Genomic DNA, 20,199 nt, shown 5'->3' on the forward strand with positions numbered 1-20,199 from the left:
GTGGATAGTGTTAATGGGATGTCCTGGTTTTTGGGGGATCCTGGCGTTAAAAAGTTCCACGTTTGATGGGTAAATGACATGACGCTTGTTCTCGGCACCTTCCCCTCAAGGTTAGAATGCGGGAAATCAGGACGAGTCAATGACCCAGAACACTCTCTCGGAAGCCGATTACGATGCGATCACCGATGCCGCCGCGCATTGGTGCATGCGCCTGCACGCCGTCGATTGCACCAACGAAGAGCGCCAGGCGTTCGAGCAATGGCGCAATGCACACCCGCTTCACGCGTTCGAGTATGAGGCGATGCTGGAGATATGGGACGTCGCCGAGCACCTGCCGCGTCCGGAAACTGCACCGGTCTTGCCGATTCGCCAACCGGTCAGATCGTGGCGCCAGTACGCCGTGGCGGCTTCTGTCTGTGCACTGGCTTTGCCGCTGGCGGCCTGGACCGGATGGAACCTCGGCTGGCTGCCTGACAGCTATCAGCATTTCGCGGCCACCGACAATGTCCGCCATGTCACCCTGGAGGACGGCAGCCAGGTCGAGCTGAACCTCAACACCGAGCTGACCTTCAGCAATTACAAGGACGAGCGTCACGTTACCCTGAAGAAAGGCGAGGCGTTTTTCGAAGTCAGCCACGACCTGAACCACCCGTTCATCGTCAGGGCCGCCGAAGGCAGGATTCGCGTCACCGGCACCCGCTTCAATGTCTGGATGTATGAGGATCAGGTGAAAGTCAACCTGATCGAGGGCTCTGTGCTGGTCACCGGCAATTCCCGTCTGGGCGGTGACGGCTTGCGTCTGGGCCCCTCGATGCAGGCACGCTACAGACACGGCGACGACATCCCGCAAATCAGCCAGACCTATGCCAATGACAACTCGCTGGCCTGGCGCAGCGGCAAACTGGTGCTCGACAACCTGTCGCTGAACGAAGCGTTACCGCAAATCAACCGGTATCTGGACAAACCCTTGATGCTGGCCGACAACGCCACCGGTTCGATCCGCGTCGGCGGCATTTACAACATCAAGGAGCTGAACAGCTTCGCCAGTTCTTTGCCGAAAGTGTTGCCGGTGTTCCTGACCCGCAACAAGGACGGCAACCCGGTGATCAACCCGATCCCCCAGCAACCGCCAAAAAACTGAAGGCCGTTCCCGTGAGGGAGCGGCCTTCTGCCTTTGCGACTGTCGACGGATTAAACCGCTGATTACTGCGCTGCGACTTTCCCCGCCTTTTCCAGATCATCGCGCACGGTCTGCACCTGATACTGCGGATCGGCCTTGATCTGCTGTTCGGTGAAAGGCAACACGCTCCACTGCTTCTTCGAGAAAGCCTCGGTCTGATCCCGGGAATACTTCGACGCCGGATCGCTGGACAACGAAAACGCCAGCAAGCCCTGGGCATGCGGACCTTTATCGTCGAACGTTACGACTTGCAGATAACTGGTCCCGCTGACCACTTCCAGCTTGCCGTCTTCACGAGGCACGCTCTGGATGGCGTTGTAGATGCCCAGCGTGCCGGGACCACCGTGAATCGGCGTTTGCTGGCCACCACTGCTGACCACCTGCACATCGCCCCAACGGGTTTTCTCGGTCAGGCCCATTTTGGCGGCAGTTTCGGCCGACGCCAGCATCGCCTCGCGCAATGCTTTGGCCACTTCGGGCTTTTCAACGGCCAATCCACGCGGGGTGCGCTGCGCATCCTTCGGATCGAACGCCACGCGCCAGGCCTGCGGCGACTCCTGCATCGCTTGCATGATGCTCTGGAAATGCACCAGCCCGACGCCCGACTCCAGATTCGCCCGGCCGTCCCACGCTTTCAGGCTGCTGCACACCGATTTCAGCGCCGCTTCAGACTGAGAAGCGCAGAATTTCAACAGATCCGGTACGACCTGAGTCGCCAGAAACACCTGATCGTCCATCACCATGTGTTGCAGATCCTGCACCGACACCGGGCCTTTTTTACTCAGGGTCGCCAGACGATCAAGCGCAAAACGCGAACGCAGGCCCAGTGGCTGGCCGTCCTGGCTGATCAGCGGCGAGAAGCCGGTCAGCGGTTGTGCCGGGTTGGCCAGCCAGGCCGAATCGTTGGAATGCTGAACGAAGTCCTTGCGCAACAGCTGCGGCAATTGGCTGGAAGCGTAAATGCCCTTCTGCGCGGCTTGCGGGTCGATGTCCCAGGTGCAGGCGCTGTTGGAACCGTCGAGCACGATCATTTTCAGACCGGCGCGCGGGTCGCTGCACCTGGCCAGTTTGTCGGCACTGACGTTCGGCACCACCGACAGGTTCATGTACAGCGTCTGGCCCTTGTCGTCCACGGCCAGGGTGTTGACCCACGGGATGCCCTGAATGGTGTGCACCGAATCCTGCAGATCCTTGAGATTGCCGGCGCGGTTCATGGCGTACCACTGTTTCAGCACCCGGTCGTTGTCGAGGTTCGCATCGCGCAGGCTATAGGCGTACTGGTTGTCCCAGTCGAGCTTGCCGGGCCACTGCACGATCGGGCCGAACTGTGAGCTGTAGACGTCACGAGCAACCGGCACCACCTGGCCGTCAGCCTGTTTGACCTGCACGGTGACCGTCTGCTTGTTCATCGGCAGGGACTGGCCGTCGAGCAGGTAACGGGTCGGATCCTTCGGATCGAGTTGCAGGCGATACAGGGTGAAGTGCTTGGACGAGTCGACAGTGTGGGTCCAGGCCAGATGCTGGTTGAAACCGATATTGATCATTGGCAGACCCGGCAGCGCTGCGCCCATCACATCCAGTTTGCCCGGAATGGTCAGGTGCATCTGATAGAAGCGCATGCCACCGACCCACGGGAAATGCGGGTTGGCCAGCAGCATGCCGCGGCCATTGAACGAACGCTCGCTGCCCACCGCCACCGCGTTGCTGCCACGGTCCAGTGCGAAGCGTTGCAGGCGCGTGTCCGCCAGTTGATAGGCCCGCGCATCGTTTTCAATCTTCGCAGTGGCCTGCGGCGGAGTAGCACCCGCCAGGGCTTCGGCGAACTGGCCGACACCGCCCTCGACCAACAGACGACGGGTCAGCTTCACCAGATCTTCGGCAGCGATATCGCGCACCCATTCACCCTGGCACTGTTGCGGCAGACCCTGCTGACGGCGCTCGGCCAGATATCGGTTGTAACCGGCGGCGTAACCTTCCACCAGATCACGCACTTCGACCGGCTGCGCTTGCCAGAAGGCACTGACTGCCTGCGGCGTATTGAGCCATTGGAAAAAGACGTCGCTGACACGGTTCTCGCGCTCTTCGACCGTCAATTGTTCCGGCCCGAAGTAGCGCGAACGCTCGCCGTTGACCGTGACGATCTCGTTGGCCAGCAGGCACAGATTGTCCTGCGCATAGGCGTAACCGATACCGAACCCGAGACCGCGTTCGTTTTCCGCACGGATGTGCGGTACGCCAAAACCGGTGCGACGGATATCCGCGCCGGTCTGGCCGGAAGGACTGAACGCCTGTGCCGGCAGACTCAGCCCGAGAAAGAGGCCGGCAAGGGTCAGTCCGGTGAAATGCCTGGAAATAGTCACGCTCGCTCCTGATCGAAATGCTGTAGAGCGAACCGCCCGCCACCGTGAACACGTCGGGCCCGGCTCGCTCTGAAATCACCCACGCGTCACGCGCAATGAGCCTGTCCAGAAAACGAAGCCGCGGGAAAAAAATTTAGTCGGTCACACACCCGTTTCGTGCCGCAATCACGGGGAAAAGACAAAACCACGACAAATTTTCTACATTTTCCGCTTCATGATTTGTCGAGCTGAAACGTCTTGTTTAGAGAGAGCACGAAAAACCTTTCCTGATCAGGCTCTGAAAGGAGTAATCGCATGTACAACCCACCCCTACCATCGGAAGGTAGCCAGACCCCACAAGGAGCGCACATGGGTTCACACGCCGACGTATTCGGGCAACGGGTCGAGCGTCACGGCAATGAACGCATCCGTATGCTGCTTAAAAGCTTCGGCCTGCGCACCAGCCTGATTCGCCTCAAAGTCATCGACACCCTGCTGGTCGCCGCCGAGGACGACCGTCGTCTTGGTGTGCGTGGTGTTCACAGCCAGTTGCTGGATCTGGACATTCCCTTGTCCTTTCTCAGCGTACGTGAAGTGCTCAAGCGCCTGTGCGCCGAAGGCGTGATCACGTTCAACGACGACAAGAGCTACAGCCTCCATCCCCAGGCTGCCGCCGTGCTCAACCACGATTGAAGCACGCGGCAGACGCTGTCAGGGCTTGACCTTGCGGCGCATCACGCCGTTGATTACCACAACCACCACCGCCACACCGATGGCGATGTACTGAAATGTTTGCTCGCTGAGCTTGCCGGCGTTTTGCAGCCAGGACAGGCCGAGCATGATCAGCAGTACGGCGAGGGCGATCAGAATCGAATATTTCAAGCGTTGCTTCTGGGTCATTACAGGTTCCTGAACCGTTGGAATGTATCGGGTTTGTATCGGGGTTGATGCCATGCGCATACCGTTTGACGGGGATGCGCCGCTGTAAACGGGGTCTCATGTTACAGCCGATGAAGAGCTTTGGCTTCAAACGGCATTAACCATGAGGATCCTTGAAATGCTGCGTCGAATCACCTGGCTGATTCCTGTCCTTGCACTGCTTACCCTGAGCGGCTGCATCATCTTTCCCCACGGCGGCTGGCATGGCGATCATCGCCACTATGCGCCGCAAGGTCCGGGCTACTATTACCATCGTTGATTCAATTCGCGGGAAGGATGCCAGCGTCCCTTCACTCAAATGCAACAACTGATTTAATGTCAGCCGAAATGCCCACAGGAATGTGGGCATTTTTCTTAAGACTCTATTCATTATCTTGTCAGGCAATTCGCCCTTGCGAGTAGGCATCCCGACTTGTGCAACATCACGCAACCCCCCGTCATAGAGCGTCACAGCATTCATGTAGGAACAGTCTGACCCCGCCTCTACCCTTTGCGCTCTCTCTCGAATCTCGTGGAAGCGTATGCAAAGGACTCTCATCAATCTCTCGCCCCGGCAAGCGCTCGGGTTCTGCCTCGCCATCATGCTGTTCGAATGGCTGACCTACATGGCCAGCGACATGGTCATGCCGGCGATGCTGACCGTCACTCGGGATCTTGAAGCCGATGCCCGTCATATCCCCAACGCGTTCAATCTTTACCTGATCGGCGGTGCATGCCTGCAGTGGCTGATCGGGCCTCTGTCCGACCGGTTCGGTCGACGCCGGTTGTTGCTGGCAGGTTGCGCACTGTTCAGCGCAATGTGCGCAGCGACAGTGCTCGCGCCCGGCATTGAAACGTTCAACGCGTTACGGCTGCTGCAAGGCATGGGACTGGGCTTTGTGGTGGCTGTCAGCTATCCCGCGCTTTCAGAAGTATTCTGCGAAGCTGATGCCGTACGCCTGATGGCGCTGCTCGGCAATGTGGCGCTGCTTTCGCCGCTGATCGGTCCCCTGCTGGGCAGCCTGTTGCTGGAATGGCTCAGCTGGCGCGAACTGTTTATCGGCCTGGCCACGGTTGCGGTACTTGCATGGACCGGACTGTACGTCTGCATGCCCGAAACCATCGGCGTGGTCCGTCGTGATGGCACTCAGCAACCGCCCATGGCCTTTTCCCTTCGCCAGATCGGTGTTCGATACCTTGCGTTGGCGTGCAACAAAAACTTTCTCGGGACCTGCGTTGCACTTGGCCTGATGAGCCTGCCGCTGATCGCCTGGATCGGTCTTGCACCGCTGTTGCTGATCCAGTCACTGGGGCTGACAACGCGGGAATATGCCCTGTGGCAGATACCGGTCTTTTCAGCCGTCATTCTCGGCAATCTGATTCTCGACCGGTTGCTGCCCACACGTGAATTGCCGCAATTGATTCGCCTGGCACTGTGGCCGTACTGCCTGGGGCTGCTGACCCTGGTGGCCGTTGCCATGACCGGTCTCTCCCTCACCGCACTGATTGCCGGCCTCGCGCTGTACGCCGTAGGGCTGGGCATGAGCAACGCAGCCCTGTATCGGCTGGCGCTGTTTTGCAGCGATGACAGCAAAGGACTGGTCTCGGCCGCGATCGGCATGATTTCGATTGCCGTAATGGGTGCCGGTGGATCGTTGATTGCCGCCATCGGCGGCGGCCTTCGCCTCGATTTCTTTGCGCTGTGGGCCGCGGTCGGCGGCCTGCTGTGCCTGCCCCTGCTCAACCGGTTTTTGCCTGTTGCGGCAAGGCCGACCGTTCACCATAACGATAAGGACGTCTGATGTTCCATTTCCCCCACAGCGACAAGCTCTGCGCGTTGACGCAACCCTATTGCCCGGATTCCGTGCCAGACGGGCTGTTCGACCAGGCCATGACCGAGATCAGCCGTTTCCACAGCCTGCATACCCCGGGCTACGAACGCTGGCTGAACGCCAACGGGCTGACCGTGGACGATCTGGACAGACTCGACGACTGGTCGCGTCTACCGCCGATTTTCGCCAGCTTTTTCAAGCAGCACCCATTGCTCAGCCCCACCGGTACCCACGCGCTGGAGCTGACCTCCTCAGGCACCAGCGGGCAGAAAAGCCGCATGCGTTACGACGAACGCAGCCTGAGCGCCGCCCAGTACATGGTCGAACGCATCTTTCACCATTATGGCTGGAACAACCCGCAAACCCCGTGCAACTACTTGCTCTTGAGCTACGAGCCCGAGGGCACGATCAGCCTGGGAACCTCCTTTACCGACCAGTTCCTGTGCCGGTTCGCGCCCGTCAACCGGGTGACCTACGCCCTGCGCCATACCGGCAGCGGCCATGAGTTCGACAGTTTCGGCGTTATTGCAGCGCTGCAATCATTCGCCGAAGAAGGACTGCCGGTGCGGATTCTCGGCTTTCCCGCCTTTCTCTGGCAGACCCTTGAACGCATGCGAGCCACCGGCGTTCGCGAACTGCAACTGGCACCGGACTCGTTGGCGCTCTTCGGGGGTGGCTGGAAAACCCATGCCGCGCAGGAAATTCCCCGTCAACAACTGTACGAGCGCATGCACCGACAACTGGGGCTCCAAGTCACCCGCTGCCGCGACGGTTACGGCGCGGTCGAGCATCCGGTGCCTTACCTTGAATGTGCTCATCATCATTTCCATGTTCCCGTCTATTCGAAGGTCTTCGTGCGCAATCCATCCGATTTCACGGTTCTGCCGTATGGCCGTCAGGGCTTGCTGAGTTTCGTTTCGCCTTACATTTCATCGAGTCCGGCCCATGCGGTAGTCATGAGCGATCTCGCCACCCTGCATCCGGGCGCCAATTGTGGCTGTGGTCTGTCTGCAGACTGGTTCGAATTGCACGGCCGCGCCGCGACCACGGCCGGCAGAAGCTGCGCCATGGCCGCTTCCGAATTGCTGGGGAGGCACTGACATGTACCTGATCAACGGACAGCTGCATGCCGACTGCCGGCTCGCCGATGCACTGGATCAACTGAACCTGGACCTGCCACAGCGCCTGGGTACGGCACTCCGGCGTGCGACAGTCATCGATGCGGTGGCCGCTTTCGCCACACGACTGCAAGATCCGGATTTCAATCGGCACCTCGATCCCGACCACCGGCAGTCCCTGATCCAGTTCTGCCAGCCTGAGGCGTTGAACCGCAAGCTGACACGCGAGCTGGGTGAGCAACCGGATACCTTGCGCCGCATCGACTACCGCCAATCACGCTTCGAACGCTGGAGCCCGCTGGGCCTGGTGGTTCACATCACGCCAGGCAATGCGCCCCTGCTGGCGTTCTGCGCCGTGATCGAAAGCCTGCTGGCCGGCAACGTCAATTGGCTACGTCCCAGCAGCAGTGACGAAGGACTGACAGCCCGATTGCTGCATGCATTGGCGCAGTGCGACGCTACCGGTCAAATAGCCGGCCACGTCGCGGTCATCCCGGCAACGACTGCGCAAATCGGCCAACTGTGCCAATGGGCCAACGGCGTCTCCGCCTGGGGCGGGGAAGCGGCCCTGCAAGCCATCCGTCAACAACTCCCGGCAGGATGCCGCTGGATCGACTGGGGTCATCGGATCAGCTTTGTTTACCTGACGCCTCAGAGCGCGTCGCCAGAGGCGCTGGATGCGCTGGCAGACGAAGTCTGTCGTCTCGATCAACAGGCCTGCTCCAGCCCGCAATGGCTGCTGGTGGACAGCGATGACGAGGCTGATCTGCGCAGTATCGGCGATGCTCTGGCAGAGGCGTTCGACCGTCGGGCACACCAATGGCCGACCCTGACGCCTTCAATTCAGGAGGCTTCGCAAATCACCACAGTGAAGGCGATGGCGCAACTGGCTCACAGCTTTGTCGGCACCACCGGTCACGTCTGGGAGGCACCAGGCTGGCGGGTGATCTGGACGCATGACCGCCAACTCGGTCCCTCGCCGCTGTTTCGCACTGTGCTGCTCAAACCGCTGCCCCGCGCACAAATCACCCGTACGCTGTTGCCCTGGCGAAACGCGCTGCAAAGCTGCGCCCTGATCTGCACCGAACACGAGACGGCAGAATTGACGCAAACGTTGATTTCGGCGGGCGTCACGCGAATCGCCCCCGCGGTATCGATTCACGAAGGTTACGAAGGCGAACCCCACGACGGTGTCTATGCCTTGCAGCGCCTGAGTCGACGGGTGTCGGTCAGCCTGCCGGTTACGATGCTGTCTACCTGTGCCACGCTTGATCCGCTACCGGCGCCGCCGTGCATCGCAGGTCGCCCGATCATGAACAAGGAAACGTTTGTCACCCGCCCGATCAATCCGGCGGCCCGCCTGTACTTCCGCTCCGGGGGCAGCAGCGGCGTTCCGGTGTTGTCGGGTTTCAGTTACCGCGATTTTGATCGGCAAATGCGTGCCGCCGCCGACGGGCTGTTTGCCGCAGGCCTCGACCCGGCCCACGACCGCGTGATGAACCTGTTCTTCAGTGGCGGGCTGTATGGCGGCTTCTTCAGCTTTTCCAAAGTGCTGGAGCTACTGGGTGTCACTCATCTGCCGATGGGCGCGCCCGCCGATGATGATTACCGCGAAATCGCCCGGATGATCATCGATCAACGTGTCACCACGCTGGTCGGCATGCCTAGCACCCTCCACCGTCTGTTTATCAACGAACAAGCCCGATTGCGTGCCTACGGCGGCATCGAAAAGGTCTTTCTCGGCGGTGAACATCCCGGTGAACAGAGCCGTGCATTAATGCACAGCTGCGGCGTCAGGCTTATCCGTTCGGCCATTTACGGCAGCGTCGACGCAGGGCCGCTCGGCCATGCCTGCCCGGCAACGTCTGATGGCGTATTCCATCTGATGAGCGATATTCAACACCTGGAAATCGTCGCATTTGAAGCCGATCAGCCGGTGAATGGCGATGAAATCGGCCGTCTGGTGTTCACCTCGATAGAACGACAAGGCCAGGACGTTCAGCGATACGACCTTGGCGACAGCGGCCGCTGGATACCCGGCCGGTGTCCATGCGGGCTGCCGGCTCCACGCTTCGAGCTGCTGCAACGTCACGGCCGGCTGCTGCGCATCGGCACGGACTTCATCTGTCTGGAAACACTGGCTCGGCATCTGCAGGTCGAGTTCCAGCTGGTCCTGGAGCACGCACCCGACGGGCTGGAGCGGATGCGGTTTCGCAGTTCGCTGCCCGCCCGCGAAGTTCATGACCGCCTGCTGGATTACCCGACGCTGGCGACCCTCATCCGCACGGGACTGCTGACGGTGGACGCAGAACGCTGTGCGATCGATCAGTTCGCCCGAAACAAACACAGCGGAAAGACGCCGCAGGTGATCGACAACCGCAGCGTGGTCCCGCCCACTGACTTGCAAGGAATGCAACATGAACACAAGGATTGAGTTGAACGAGCTCGTGGCGTTTGCCCGTCGCCATTCAAGCTTTTACGCAGGCCACTTCGCTGATGTGCCCGAGCACGTCACTTCGCTGGCTGAATTGCCGGTGATCGATCCCGCTGCCTACTGGGAGGGCAGCGAGGATCTCGACCACTGGCCTGCACTGACCGGTTCTCTGGAAAACGCACTGGTATTCAAGACGGGGGGAACCACCAGCGCCGGCAAATTCTCGATTTTCCGGCGCCAGGAATGGCAAACACTGGTGACGGATTTCGGTCGCAGTCTCAGCGGCCAGTTGAACGCGGGCGACCGCATCGCCAACCTGTTTTTCGCTGGCGACCTCTACGCCAGTTTCATCTTCACCCACGATGCGCTGGCGCATGTGGAAACGGATATCGTCGAATTTCCGTTCACCGGTCATGTCGACTCGGCCATCCTCGCCGATGCCGTCGTTCGGCACCGAATCAATGTGCTGGCCGGACTGCCCGCCCATTTGCTGACCTTTGCGGCCTGGCTTGAGCAGCACGGGCGGGTACTCGAGGGCGTGACCACCCTGCTCTACGCCGGGGAAAGCCTGTTCCCGGCACAGCTGCGACGATTGGGCCGTGTCTTTCCCGGTGCGCGCATTGCGTCTCTGGGCTATGCCAGTGTCGACGCCGGTTTCATCGGCGCCAGTCAACGTGACTGCGCGTTGGGCGAACATCATGCGGCTGACAACCATAGCGTGCTGGAGATTCTCGACGAAGAAACCGGAGAGGTGATTGACGGGTGCAACCGGGTGGGACGACTGGTGGTGACCAACATGACCCGTCGCTTGATGCCCTTGATTCGATATCCGGTCGGCGATCGTGCCTGTTGGCGAGAGCCCGGTAATGTTCCCCGGCGCAAATTCGCGTTGATGGGACGCTGTGCCGACAGTCAGCGGGTTCGTGTCGGCGTACTGACCCTCCTGCCTCAGGCCATCGGCCAAACCGTACAGCGGATTACCGGCAGTGAAGACTGGCAACTGGTGATCGAACAGGAAGGCACAAGGGATATTCTGCGCCTGAGCTGGGTACCGGATGCCCTGTCTGCGACGGGTGAGCAGGCAGACCGGTTACTGCACCGTGCGTTGATCGAAGCCTATCCATTGATCGAAGAATTGAGCACCGGGCATTTGCTCGAATTGCAGATCCGGCGCTGCACGATTCAGTCACTGTCACGCCATCCACGGTCAGGTAAACAGCAGCGTGTAGTCGATCTGCGGGTATACGACAATCTGCACCGGGAGGACCGTTGATGGAAACCCTGATCCTGCGCAGTTACCGTAACAGCGACGCCCGTGCCGTCAGCCAACTTTTCAGAAAGGTCTACGCCAACCAATACGCTCAGCCCCATGTTTACCTGCCGCGCATGATCACGCAGAACCATGTCGGCGGTCGCTGGCATTCATTGGTTGCGGTGTCGGAGGGGAAAATTCTGGGGCACGCGGCATTGATTCGCGACAAGGAGTCGCGCATCGCCGAACTCGCATTGAGCGTGGTGGATCCACAGAGTCGTGGCCAGAAAGTTGCCACCCGACTGAGCCGGCAATTGCTGATTCATGCCCAGGCGCTCGGATGCCACGGCGTGACGATCAAGCAGATGACCCATCATCCCTACACGCAACGGATGGCCGCCCGTCTGGGGTTTCACAACACCGGGCTGCTACCCGATCATGCCCCTTCGCCCTTTGGCGAACCGGTGCCGGAGTCGTTGGTGCTCGGCTATCTCCAGATCGACGGATACCAGCGACCGTTGCCAAGACTCGCATGGCCGGATGGCTGTCGCGAGTTCATGCAGCAGATGGTCGACAAGTTCGGGACACGGGACAACCCATCACCCTGGGTCGGCGACCCCATACAACTGGATCAGCGCTGGGGGCGCTATGACGGCTTATTGGAATCGCTTGACGACGGATTGCTCAAGCAACTGCAGCAGTTGCCGGACCATTGGCTGATTTCGATCAGGCTCAGACTCGCGCAGGGTTTCGACAGTGCCTGGCGCCAGTTGTCGACCATGGACTTCACCTTCACCGGGCTGGCGCCCGATGAAAAAGGCTCGGGATGGCTGGCGCTGTTTCATCGCGGGTTCCAGCCAGGAACGCTGACCTTGCACTGTCCGCGGATGCAACGTCTGCAGGCAGACATGCGGCGTCGGGAACTCAATGTGCCATGAACGACGAGGCCCGCTCCGTTAACCGGGCGGGCCTGCGTGATCACGCCTTGGCGCTGACACCCTTGTCGGTAGGAGGCTTGCGCTCCCCACCCTGACCATAAGTCTGCAGGTTCTGCAGCACATAAATGGCTTTCTTGTACTCGGGGATCAACGTATTGGCGTACTTGTTGCCCTTGAGATTGTTGTTCTGGATGGTATCCAGTTGCGTTGCGAAGTACTCCAGCGCATTGAACTTGGCGTCCGGATCCTTCTGAATGCCGAAGCGATCAAACTTGTCGCCGGCGTTGAGCAGAGTAATGGACGTGACTTCGGAAATCAGGCCACGGCTGCGCAGCATTGCACTGAGGCTGCCCAATTGTTTGGCCGAAACATTGGTGGGATCGAAACCCTTGATGTTCTTGTGCAGCCCCTGCTTGTCCATCTCGGCGATGCTGATTGCGTTGGGATCGTTGCCGACCATAGCCAGCATCTGCTTGACCTTCACGCTTTGGGAAACCGGTTTGCTCGAGCTTCCTGTGTCTCGAACCAGCAAACCCGCCTTGGGTTGCCAGGCACCGGTATAGCCGATAGTCATGAGCAGGCTCCTTGCGAGGAAAACATGAAAAATTCCTTGTTGGACGACTTTTGAGTTGCCCGGAGTATCGGCCGGCAAACTAATGGCACCAACTCCTTTCTGCACTTTTTTACAATTTTCGTACATTCACGATACAAACCGACAACAGCCCCGGAAATACGGGACCAGAGCGTTCATGACAATGTGATGAAAGTGGGTTTATCGCTCTAATGTTCGGGACAGTTAGTTCTCGTGTATCAGGCCGGATACGTTCCATCGGTCGGGATTGCATCTTTTAGGACGCAAGTACCTAAAGCTTCCCGACGTCGCGACGATACGTTATGAAACCCGCGCTGTTTTTCCCCTCCCCACAATAAGAATCCCTGCTCAAGGACCGGTTTCCATGCCCGCATTCCGCACCATTCAGGCTCGCTACACGCTGTTTCTGGTTCTGTTCATTCTGTTGTTGTCGGTGCTGACCGTGGTTGGCATCAGCCAGCTGGTCGCGCCCAAGCTGCGCCATACCGAAGAACAGGTGGTGCTCAATCGCATTGCTGAAGTGGCCGAGCAGATCCAGGGCGAACTGAACAAGGTCCAGGCGCAACAGCGCAGCATCACCCAGACCATCCCGCTGCTCGACAGCGCAGCCATCGACACCGTGTTGCCGGGGCTGGTGGATCAATACGGCGAGCTCAAAGTATTCGGCGGCGGCATCTGGCCGTTGCCCGGCCAGCGTGAGGCCGGACGCAACAAGTTCAGTACGTTCTGGCACCGTGATGCCTCCGGCAAACTGGCGGTAAACACCTTCTGGAACAGCGACGCGGCGCCCAACTATTACGACCAGAGCTGGTACAAGGGCGGCATGCAGACCCCGCGCGGCCAATGCGCGTGGGCCGCTGCCTATAAAGATGACGCCAGCGCCGAACCGCGCACCAACTGCGCCATGGCCATCCAGAAAAACGGCAGCGCCTGGGGCGTCTCGACCATCGACGTGACATTGGGCTTCTTCAACGATCTGGTGGCGCGCAAGGAAAAAGACCTCAACGCCGAAATGCTGATCGTCGAGGCCGACGGCAAGATCATCAGCAACAGCTCGCGCATCAGTGGCCCGATCGTGCTGAAGAACATCAGCGAACTGGCCGGTGGCTCGACCTTCGCCAGCCAGGTCAAGGCCGGGCTGCAAAACCGCGAGCAAGCGCAGCGCGTCGAATTCGACAACAACGGTGAAGCCAGCACGTTCTTCATGCGTCCGATCGAAGGCACCCCATGGTTTCTCGCCACCGCGCTGCCGACCAAAATGCTCACCGCCCAGCGTGATGACGTGCTCAGCAGCCTGAGCCTGTTGCAGATACCGTTGGTGATCCTGCTGGTGCTGCTGCAGGTCTACGCGATTCGCCAACTGGTTTCGCGCATGAAAGCGCTGAAAGCCAACATCGATTCGCTGTCCAGCGGCGATGCCGACCTGACCCGGCGCATCACCATCCGCGCTGAAGATGAACTCGGTGCCATCGGGCACTCGGTCAATACCTTCATCGCCTACCTGCAGAACATGATCGGCGAAGTCACCCAGGCCACCGGCGCCATGGCCTCGAGCCTCGACAACCTGCAACGCACCTCGGCGCACACCAGCCAGATTCTGCTGCGCCACGCTTCGGAAACCGATCAGACGGTTACCGCGATCAACGAAATGAGTTCGACCGCCGAAAGCGTCGCGCAAAATGCTGCCGAAACCGCCGCGTTCACCCAACGCGCCAATGAAAACGCCGATCGCTCGCGCGTGGTGGTTGGCGAAGCGTCAAGCAGCGTGGTGGCGTTGATCGACGAAGTGGCCAGCGCCACCCACAAGGTCGAAAGCATGCAGCAGGACGCCCAGCGCATCACTGAAATCCTCGGCGTGATCGGCGCCATTGCCGGCCAGACCAACCTGCTGGCGCTCAACGCTGCGATTGAAGCGGCCCGCGCCGGTGAACAGGGTCGCGGTTTTGCCGTGGTAGCGGACGAAGTACGAGCCCTCGCCGCCCGCACCCAGGCCAGCACCTCCGAAATCAACGAAATGTTGACCCGTCTGACCCAGGGCGTGAGCTCGTCGGTCAGCGCCATGGAAAACACCCAGGCCAGCTGCCAGTCGGCCGCCGATGCCACGGCGCGAGTCAACAGTGGCCTCGACGAGATGGCCGGCTCCGTCAGCCACATCAACAGCCTCAGCACCCAGATCGCCACCGCCGCCGAACAGCAAAGCGCGGTCACCGAAGAGATCAACCGCAGCATGGTGCAGATCCGCCACATGGTTGATGAGCTGGTGGAAAGCGGTCAGGCCAGCGAACTCAACACCCGCCAGTTGCTGGAAGCCAACAGCCGGGTCAGTGCGATCATGGGGCGCTTCAAGGTTCGCTGACCGTTTTGTCATCTTGCGCTCAGTGGCCTGTCAGCTTTGATCTACGATCATGTTGGCAGGCCTGCCTTGTATCACTTGGAAACACTCCGTTGATGCCTGGCAGGAAAAACCGGTCAAAATGCCTTCCTTTTTTGACCGTTCCTCCTCTGAGCCGAGAGCCCTCCATGCGAAACCATCTGCGTCTGGCCGCCCTGAGCGCCCTGTTCATCTCCTCCTTGGCGCAAGCCGCCGACCTTATCCCGATCGAAGTCCACCGCGACGCCAACTGTGGCTGCTGCAAAAAGTGGATCAGCCATCTGGAAGCCAATGGCTTCAAGGTCGAAGACCACGTCGAAAGCGACATGAGCAGCTTCAAGCAGCAACACGGCGTACCGCCACGTCTGGCGTCCTGTCACACCGCCATCATCAACGGCAAATTCGTCGAGGGTCATGTACCGGCGGAACAGGTGCTGGCCCTGAGCAAGCGTGACGACCTGCTGGGCGTTGCCGCACCGGGCATGCCGATGGGCTCGCCGGGCATGGAAATGGACGGCATGAGCGATGCCTATCAAGTGATCGGCCTGAAGAAAGACGGCGCCGATGTGGTGGTGGCGGATTACCCGGCCCATTGATGACGGCGGGTTATCTCGGGCTGTTCCTGGCGGCGTTCGGTGCGGCGACGCTGTTGCCGCTGCAATCGGAAGCCGTGCTGGTCGGGCTGCTGGTCAGCGATCGTTACTGGCTTTGGGGGCTGCTGGCCGTGGCGACGCTGGGCAATGTCCTCGGTTCACTGGTGAACTGGTGGCTGGGGCGCGGGCTGGAACGCTTTCAGGACCGGCGCTGGTTTCCGGTCAGCCCCAGGCATATGGAGCGAGCCCGCGTTCACTATCAGCGTTACGGTCACTGGTCGTTGCTGCTCAGTTGGCTCCCGGTCATTGGCGATCCGCTGACGCTGATCGCCGGCGTCATGCGCGAACCCCTCGGGCGATTTCTGTTGATCGTCACCCTCGCCAAAGGCGCCCGCTACGGGGTGCTGGCGATGCTCACCCTCGGCTGGCTCGGTTGAACGATCCGGCCCGGGGATTGCCTGTGTTTAACGTCGCCCTAATCCGGCCGTTCCAGCATCGGCCGATTTCTTGTGGAGTTGTCCTATGTCCGTATCGCTGACCCGCTGGCTGCCCGGCCTGCTGCTGACCGCCGCCCTGCCCCTGCTCGCTCACGCCGAAGGCCCGCAATACGGCCCGCAATTGCAGGGTTTCGAGTATCCCTACACCCTCAAGCACTTTGCCTTTCAGTCTCAGGGCAAGTCGCTGCAGATGGGTTACATGGACGTTGCCGCCCACGGCAAGGCCAATGGGCGCACCGTGGTGCTGATGCACGGCAAGAATTTCTGCGGCGCGACCTGGGACAGTTCGATCAAGGCCCTGAGCGAAGCCGGTTACCGGGTGGTCGCCCCGGATCAGATCGGTTTCTGCACCTCCAGCAAACCCGATCATTATCAGTACACCTTCCAGCAACTGGCGGCCAACACCCAGCAATTGCTCAAGGCGCTGGGCATCCAGAAGGCCACCCTGCTCGGCCACTCCACCGGCGGCATGCTCGCCACCCGTTACGCGCTGCAATACCCGGATCAGGTCGAGCAACTGGCGCTGGTCAACCCGATCGGCCTGGAAGACTGGAAAGCCCTTGGCGTGCCTTACCGCAGCGTCGATCAGTGGTATCAGCGCGAACTGAAAGTCACCGCCCAGGGCATTCGCGACTATGAACGCACGACCTATTACGACGGCCGCTGGAAACCCGAATTCGACCGCTGGGTGGACATGCTCGCCGGCCTGAGCAACGGTCCGGGCAAGACTCAGGTCGCATGGAACTCGGCGCTGATCTACGACATGATCTTCACCCAGCCGGTGTACTACGAGTTCAAGGACCTGAAGATGCCGACCCTGCTGCTGATCGGCACCTCCGACACCACCGCCATCGGCAAGGACATCGCGCCGCCCGAAGTGAAGGCGAAAATCGGTCACTACGAGGTGCTTGGCAAGCAGGTGGCGAAACTGATTCCTCAGTCCACGCTGGTGGAATTCCCCGGCATGGGCCACGCCCCGCAGATGGAAGAGCCGGCGAAGTTCCACGAGGCGCTGCTGGGCTGGCTGGACAAAACCAATCCCGTTCGTTGAAGAGGTAACGCTGATGGCGGTGCAGATTGCGGTGATCGATGACTGGCAGGACGTCGCGCGGGGCGTAGTCGACTGGTCGGTGCTCGACAGTCTCGGCGAAGTCACCTTCGTCCATGAGTACCCGGCGGACAACGCCACGCTGGCCGAACGTCTGGGCCGGTTCGAAGTGATCTGCGTGATGCGCGAACGCACACGCTTCGACGAAGACCTGCTCAAACGCTTGCCGAACCTGAAGCTGCTGGTCACCGGCGGCATGCGTAACGCGGCGCTGGATATGCCGGCCGCGGCCCGCCTCGGGATCAAGGTCTGCGGCACCGACAGCTACAAACACGCAGCGCCGGAACTGACCTGGGTGCTGATCATGGCCGCCAGCCGCAATCTGCTGAACGAGGCCAACGCCCTGCGCGCCGGCCAGTGGCAGCAAGGTCTGGGCGGCGACCTGCACGGCAAGACCCTGGGCATCCTCGGGCTCGGCAGCATCGGCCAGCGGGTGGCGCAGTTCGGTCAGGCGTTCGGCATGCGCGTCATCGCCTGGAGCGAAAACCTCACCGCCGAACGCGCCGAACAGGCTGGCGTCACCTATGTCAGCAAGCAGCAATTGTTCGAACAGGCTGACGTGCTGTCGGTGCACCTGGTGCTCAGCGATCGCAGCCGGGGCCTGGTCGATGCCCAGGCGCTGGACTGGATGAAGCCGACCGCCCTGCTGGTCAACACGGCGCGCGGGCCGATTGTCGACGAAGCGGCGCTGATCAAGGCCTTGCAGAAACAGCGTATCGGCGGTGCGGCCCTTGACGTGTTCGATCAGGAACCGCTGCCGGCACTGCACCCGTTTCGCACCCTCGACAATGTGCTGGCCACGCCTCATGTCGGCTACGTCAGCCGCCAGAACTATGAGTTGTTCTTTTCGCAGATGATCGAAGACATTCAAGGGTGGTCAGCCGGGGAACCTATCCGCCTGCTCAACTGAGTCATCTCGTCTTCGCGGGCAATCCCTGCCCGCGAAGCAGCACCCACTGTCTGCCCGCCAACACAACTGTCCGCACCGCAACAGTGCGCCCGCACTTTCCCGGCGCCCGAAATCGTGACCGGCCGGTCACCACTTTGCACCATCGACCCCACCAGACATGCACTTCGTCGGGGCGCCTCCCCTCCCGAAGCCACGGATTTCGTGAGCCTGCAACAGATTGTCGAACAATTCATCCAATCGCCCTGGCCCGCTCTAGGATCTGGCCTAGACTGGTTTTCGCGGGGTAAAACCGGCCAGTCACAAAGTCAAAAATTCGTCGAAACTTTTGCAGATCGCGGCGGGTCATCTGATAGGCAGGGCCAAAGCGACTGGTTCAAGTCTTGCAATGGCCCCCTCACCCATTCTGCTTGCACGTGTTGGGTAGCGATTTGCTCACTCATGCGTGGCGTGTTTGCGCCCGGCCACAGGACCTGGCCATGGACATCGCATGTTCAAGACAAGAATCAGATCAAAAAGACGGGAGATTCATATGATCAGTGCGGCATTGGAAATTCAGGGAGAACGGGCTCATCAGCCGATGGGTGAATCGAGCACTTTAAGCGTTCCCGGCAGCCGATCGATCAGCGTCCCGATCACCAAGACACTGACGCCGATAGCCAGTCAGAACCCCAACAAGAAAAAAGTGTTGTTCGTGACCTCGGAAATCGCCGATCTGGTGAAAACCGGCGGTCTGGGAGACGTTTCTGCCGCCCTGCCCCGCGCGATGGCACATCTGCATGACGTGCGGGTATTGATCCCGGGTTACCCGCAGGTCATGAACAGCGAAAATCCGATTCACATCATCGGTGAACTGGGTGGCCACGCCGCGCTGCCACCTTGCAAGATCGGGCGCATGGACATGCCCGACGGTCTGGTCATTTATGTCTTGATCTGCCCTGAACTCTACGCCCGTGACGGTGGCCCGTATGGCGCCAACAATGGTCGCGACTGGCCGGACAACCACATTCGCTTCGCTCGTCTGGGTCTGGCCGCTGCCGATATCGCCGCCAACCTCGCGCAGATCCACTGGTGCCCGGATCTGGTGCACGCCCACGACTGGCCGGCCGGTCTCGCGCCTGCCTATATGCACTGGCGCGGGCAACGCACGCCGACCCTGTTCACCATTCACAACCTCGCTTATCAAGGCGTGACCAGCCTGGGCTCGTGCCCGGAACTCGGGATTCCGGCCCATGCCCTGCAACAGGAAGGCATGGAGTTCTACGGCAAGATGTCGTTCCTCAAGGCCGGCATGGCCTATTCGAGCCATATCACCACGGTCAGCGCTACCTACGCGCAGGAAATCACTACACCGGATTTCGGCTGCGGTCTCGACGGTTTTCTCGCCGCCAAGACCCAGCAAGGTTTGCTCAGCGGCATCCCCAACGGCATCGATGAAAGCTGGGACGCCGCCACCGACCCGCACCTGTTCGCACCGTTCGCCATCGGCGACTGGGAAGGCAAAGCGGTCAACGCCGCCCACGTTCGCGAACTGTTTGGCCTGGAACAATCGGAAGGCCCGCTGTTTGCCGTGGTCTCGCGGCTGGTCTATCAAAAAGGCCTCGACCTGACCGAGGCGGTGTCGGAATACATCGTGCAGAACGGTGGCCAGATCGCAATCATCGGCCGTGGCGAGCCGGAAGAAGAACAAGCCATGCGCGAACTGGCGCTGCGCTTCCCCGGCCAGATCGGCGTGCGCATCGGCTTCAACGAAACCGACGCCCGGCGGATGTTCGCCGGCAGCGATTTCCTGCTGATGCCGTCGCGTTATGAGCCGTGCGGTCTGAGTCAGATGTACGCCCAGCGTTTCGGTTCGCTGCCAGTGGCGCGCAACACTGGCGGGCTGGCCGACACCATCGAAAACGGTGTCACCGGTTTCCTGTTCAACGAATCGACCGCGGACAGCTACCGCGAAGCCCTGAGCCGCGCGTTCAAGGTATTTGCCTTTCCCGAACTGCTCAACGCCATGCGCTGCCGGGCAATGGCCGCGCCATTCAACTGGTGCAAGGCGGTCGAACCCTACGCCGAACTCTACGAACAACTGGTGGCCAAGTCGCTGGGAAAAACGCACCACAAATAAC

Annotated in this window: 16 protein-coding genes and 2 pseudogenes; 14 read left to right on the forward strand and 4 right to left on the reverse strand. The window is 60.4% G+C overall.

Annotated elements, in window-relative coordinates:
* Positions 1-139: 139 nt before the first annotated feature.
* Positions 140-1,141 carry a FecR family protein gene (locus CAF80_RS07835; protein WP_039768155.1) on the forward strand — a complete coding sequence of 334 codons (1,002 nt, stop codon included), beginning with the start codon at positions 140-142 and terminating at the stop codon, positions 1,139-1,141.
* Between the two features lie 62 nt (positions 1,142-1,203).
* Here the strand turns inward: CAF80_RS07835 and CAF80_RS07840 are convergent, their stop codons facing one another.
* Positions 1,204-3,540, reverse strand: coding sequence for an acylase (locus tag CAF80_RS07840; RefSeq protein WP_085667099.1), 2,337 nt, complete (start codon positions 3,538-3,540; stop codon positions 1,204-1,206).
* Between the two features lie 294 nt (positions 3,541-3,834).
* Here CAF80_RS07840 and CAF80_RS07845 point away from each other — a divergent pair, with 294 nt between their 5' ends.
* Positions 3,835-4,212 (forward strand): fe2+ zn2+ uptake regulation protein, encoded by a 378-nt coding sequence (locus CAF80_RS07845; protein WP_074690934.1) that lies wholly within the window; start codon positions 3,835-3,837, stop codon positions 4,210-4,212.
* An 18-nt stretch (positions 4,213-4,230) separates the two neighbouring features.
* Here the strand turns inward: CAF80_RS07845 and CAF80_RS07850 are convergent, their stop codons facing one another.
* Together CAF80_RS07850 and CAF80_RS28835 are read right to left on the reverse strand one after the other, a co-directional pair.
* On the reverse strand, positions 4,231-4,419 hold the full coding sequence (locus tag CAF80_RS07850) for a hypothetical protein (protein ID WP_039768149.1): 189 nt from the start codon (positions 4,417-4,419) through the stop codon (positions 4,231-4,233).
* 136 nt (positions 4,420-4,555) lie between these two features.
* Positions 4,556-4,918: a hypothetical protein gene (locus CAF80_RS28835; protein WP_170928272.1), complete on the reverse strand. Its 363-nt coding sequence runs from the start codon at positions 4,916-4,918 to the stop codon at positions 4,556-4,558.
* Positions 4,919-4,979: 61 nt separating this feature from the next.
* Between CAF80_RS28835 and CAF80_RS07855 the strand changes: the two genes are divergently transcribed.
* Genes CAF80_RS07855 through CAF80_RS07875 form a run of 5 tightly spaced genes read left to right on the forward strand, consistent with a single transcriptional unit; the run spans position 4,980 to position 12,011 of the window.
* Positions 4,980-6,239 carry an MFS transporter gene (locus tag CAF80_RS07855; protein WP_085667100.1) on the forward strand — a complete coding sequence of 420 codons (1,260 nt, stop codon included), beginning with the start codon at positions 4,980-4,982 and terminating at the stop codon, positions 6,237-6,239.
* Entirely contained in the window at positions 6,239-7,369 is a 1,131-nt protein-coding gene (locus CAF80_RS07860; protein WP_085667101.1) for an acyl-protein synthase, read from the forward strand. The genes CAF80_RS07855 and CAF80_RS07860 overlap by 1 nt, the downstream gene beginning before the upstream one ends.
* Position 7,370: 1 nt before the next feature.
* Positions 7,371-9,821, forward strand: coding sequence for an aldehyde dehydrogenase family protein (locus CAF80_RS07865; RefSeq protein WP_085667102.1), 2,451 nt, complete (start codon positions 7,371-7,373; stop codon positions 9,819-9,821).
* Positions 9,805-11,094 (forward strand): phenylacetate--CoA ligase family protein, encoded by a 1,290-nt coding sequence (locus CAF80_RS07870; protein ID WP_039768144.1) that lies wholly within the window; start codon positions 9,805-9,807, stop codon positions 11,092-11,094. The genes CAF80_RS07865 and CAF80_RS07870 overlap by 17 nt, the downstream gene beginning before the upstream one ends.
* Positions 11,094-12,011 (forward strand): GNAT family N-acetyltransferase, encoded by a 918-nt coding sequence (locus CAF80_RS07875; protein WP_085667103.1) that lies wholly within the window; start codon positions 11,094-11,096, stop codon positions 12,009-12,011. The genes CAF80_RS07870 and CAF80_RS07875 overlap by 1 nt, the downstream gene beginning before the upstream one ends.
* Positions 12,012-12,051: 40 nt before the next feature.
* Here CAF80_RS07875 and CAF80_RS07880 read toward each other — a convergent pair whose 3' ends face one another.
* Positions 12,052-12,585 (reverse strand): hypothetical protein, encoded by a 534-nt coding sequence (locus CAF80_RS07880; protein WP_039768142.1) that lies wholly within the window; start codon positions 12,583-12,585, stop codon positions 12,052-12,054.
* Between the two features lie 382 nt (positions 12,586-12,967).
* Here CAF80_RS07880 and CAF80_RS29200 point away from each other — a divergent pair.
* From CAF80_RS29200 to glgA, 7 genes and pseudogenes are all read left to right on the forward strand, one after another.
* Positions 12,968-14,098: pseudogene (locus CAF80_RS29200) on the forward strand (cache and HAMP domain-containing protein); the annotation flags it as partial.
* Positions 14,099-14,431: 333 nt separating this feature from the next.
* A pseudogene (locus CAF80_RS29205) lies at positions 14,432-14,959 on the forward strand (methyl-accepting chemotaxis protein); the annotation flags it as partial.
* Positions 14,960-15,123: 164 nt separating this feature from the next.
* The gene (locus CAF80_RS07890) at positions 15,124-15,570 is read left to right on the forward strand and encodes a DUF411 domain-containing protein (RefSeq protein ID WP_007957572.1); all 447 of its coding nucleotides are present in this window, start codon (positions 15,124-15,126) and stop codon (positions 15,568-15,570) included.
* Positions 15,570-16,004: a YqaA family protein gene (locus tag CAF80_RS07895; protein ID WP_085667105.1), complete on the forward strand. Its 435-nt coding sequence runs from the start codon at positions 15,570-15,572 to the stop codon at positions 16,002-16,004. The genes CAF80_RS07890 and CAF80_RS07895 overlap by 1 nt, the downstream gene beginning before the upstream one ends.
* 85 nt (positions 16,005-16,089) lie before the next feature.
* The gene (locus CAF80_RS07900) at positions 16,090-17,115 is read left to right on the forward strand and encodes an alpha/beta fold hydrolase (protein WP_085611706.1); all 1,026 of its coding nucleotides are present in this window, start codon (positions 16,090-16,092) and stop codon (positions 17,113-17,115) included.
* 13 nt (positions 17,116-17,128) lie between these two features.
* The gene (locus CAF80_RS07905) at positions 17,129-18,082 is read left to right on the forward strand and encodes a D-2-hydroxyacid dehydrogenase family protein (protein WP_074690925.1); all 954 of its coding nucleotides are present in this window, start codon (positions 17,129-17,131) and stop codon (positions 18,080-18,082) included.
* 529 nt (positions 18,083-18,611) lie between these two features.
* Entirely contained in the window at positions 18,612-20,198 is a 1,587-nt protein-coding gene (glgA, locus tag CAF80_RS07910; RefSeq protein ID WP_039768136.1) for a glycogen synthase GlgA, read from the forward strand.
* Position 20,199 lies beyond the last annotated feature (1 nt).

The sequence above is a fragment of the Pseudomonas sp. B34(2017) genome (assembly GCF_002112915.1).
Classification (GTDB): domain Bacteria; phylum Pseudomonadota; class Gammaproteobacteria; order Pseudomonadales; family Pseudomonadaceae; genus Aquipseudomonas; species Aquipseudomonas pharyngis.

Coding starts and splice junctions, on each gene's coding strand:
- CAF80_RS07835 (WP_039768155.1), top strand. CDS start 140: ATGACCCAGAACACTCTCTCGGAAGCCGATTACGATGCGATCACCGAT.
- CAF80_RS07845 (WP_074690934.1), top strand. CDS start 3,835: ATGTACAACCCACCCCTACCATCGGAAGGTAGCCAGACCCCACAAGGA.
- CAF80_RS07850 (WP_039768149.1), bottom strand. CDS start 4,419: ATGACCCAGAAGCAACGCTTGAAATATTCGATTCTGATCGCCCTCGCC.
- CAF80_RS28835 (WP_170928272.1), bottom strand. CDS start 4,918: ATGAATGCTGTGACGCTCTATGACGGGGGGTTGCGTGATGTTGCACAA.
- CAF80_RS07855 (WP_085667100.1), top strand. CDS start 4,980: ATGCAAAGGACTCTCATCAATCTCTCGCCCCGGCAAGCGCTCGGGTTC.
- CAF80_RS07860 (WP_085667101.1), top strand. CDS start 6,239: ATGTTCCATTTCCCCCACAGCGACAAGCTCTGCGCGTTGACGCAACCC.
- CAF80_RS07865 (WP_085667102.1), top strand. CDS start 7,371: ATGTACCTGATCAACGGACAGCTGCATGCCGACTGCCGGCTCGCCGAT.
- CAF80_RS07870 (WP_039768144.1), top strand. CDS start 9,805: ATGAACACAAGGATTGAGTTGAACGAGCTCGTGGCGTTTGCCCGTCGC.
- CAF80_RS07875 (WP_085667103.1), top strand. CDS start 11,094: ATGGAAACCCTGATCCTGCGCAGTTACCGTAACAGCGACGCCCGTGCC.
- CAF80_RS07880 (WP_039768142.1), bottom strand. CDS start 12,585: ATGACTATCGGCTATACCGGTGCCTGGCAACCCAAGGCGGGTTTGCTG.
- CAF80_RS07890 (WP_007957572.1), top strand. CDS start 15,124: ATGCGAAACCATCTGCGTCTGGCCGCCCTGAGCGCCCTGTTCATCTCC.
- CAF80_RS07895 (WP_085667105.1), top strand. CDS start 15,570: ATGACGGCGGGTTATCTCGGGCTGTTCCTGGCGGCGTTCGGTGCGGCG.
- CAF80_RS07900 (WP_085611706.1), top strand. CDS start 16,090: ATGTCCGTATCGCTGACCCGCTGGCTGCCCGGCCTGCTGCTGACCGCC.
- CAF80_RS07905 (WP_074690925.1), top strand. CDS start 17,129: ATGGCGGTGCAGATTGCGGTGATCGATGACTGGCAGGACGTCGCGCGG.
- glgA (WP_039768136.1), top strand. CDS start 18,612: ATGATCAGTGCGGCATTGGAAATTCAGGGAGAACGGGCTCATCAGCCG.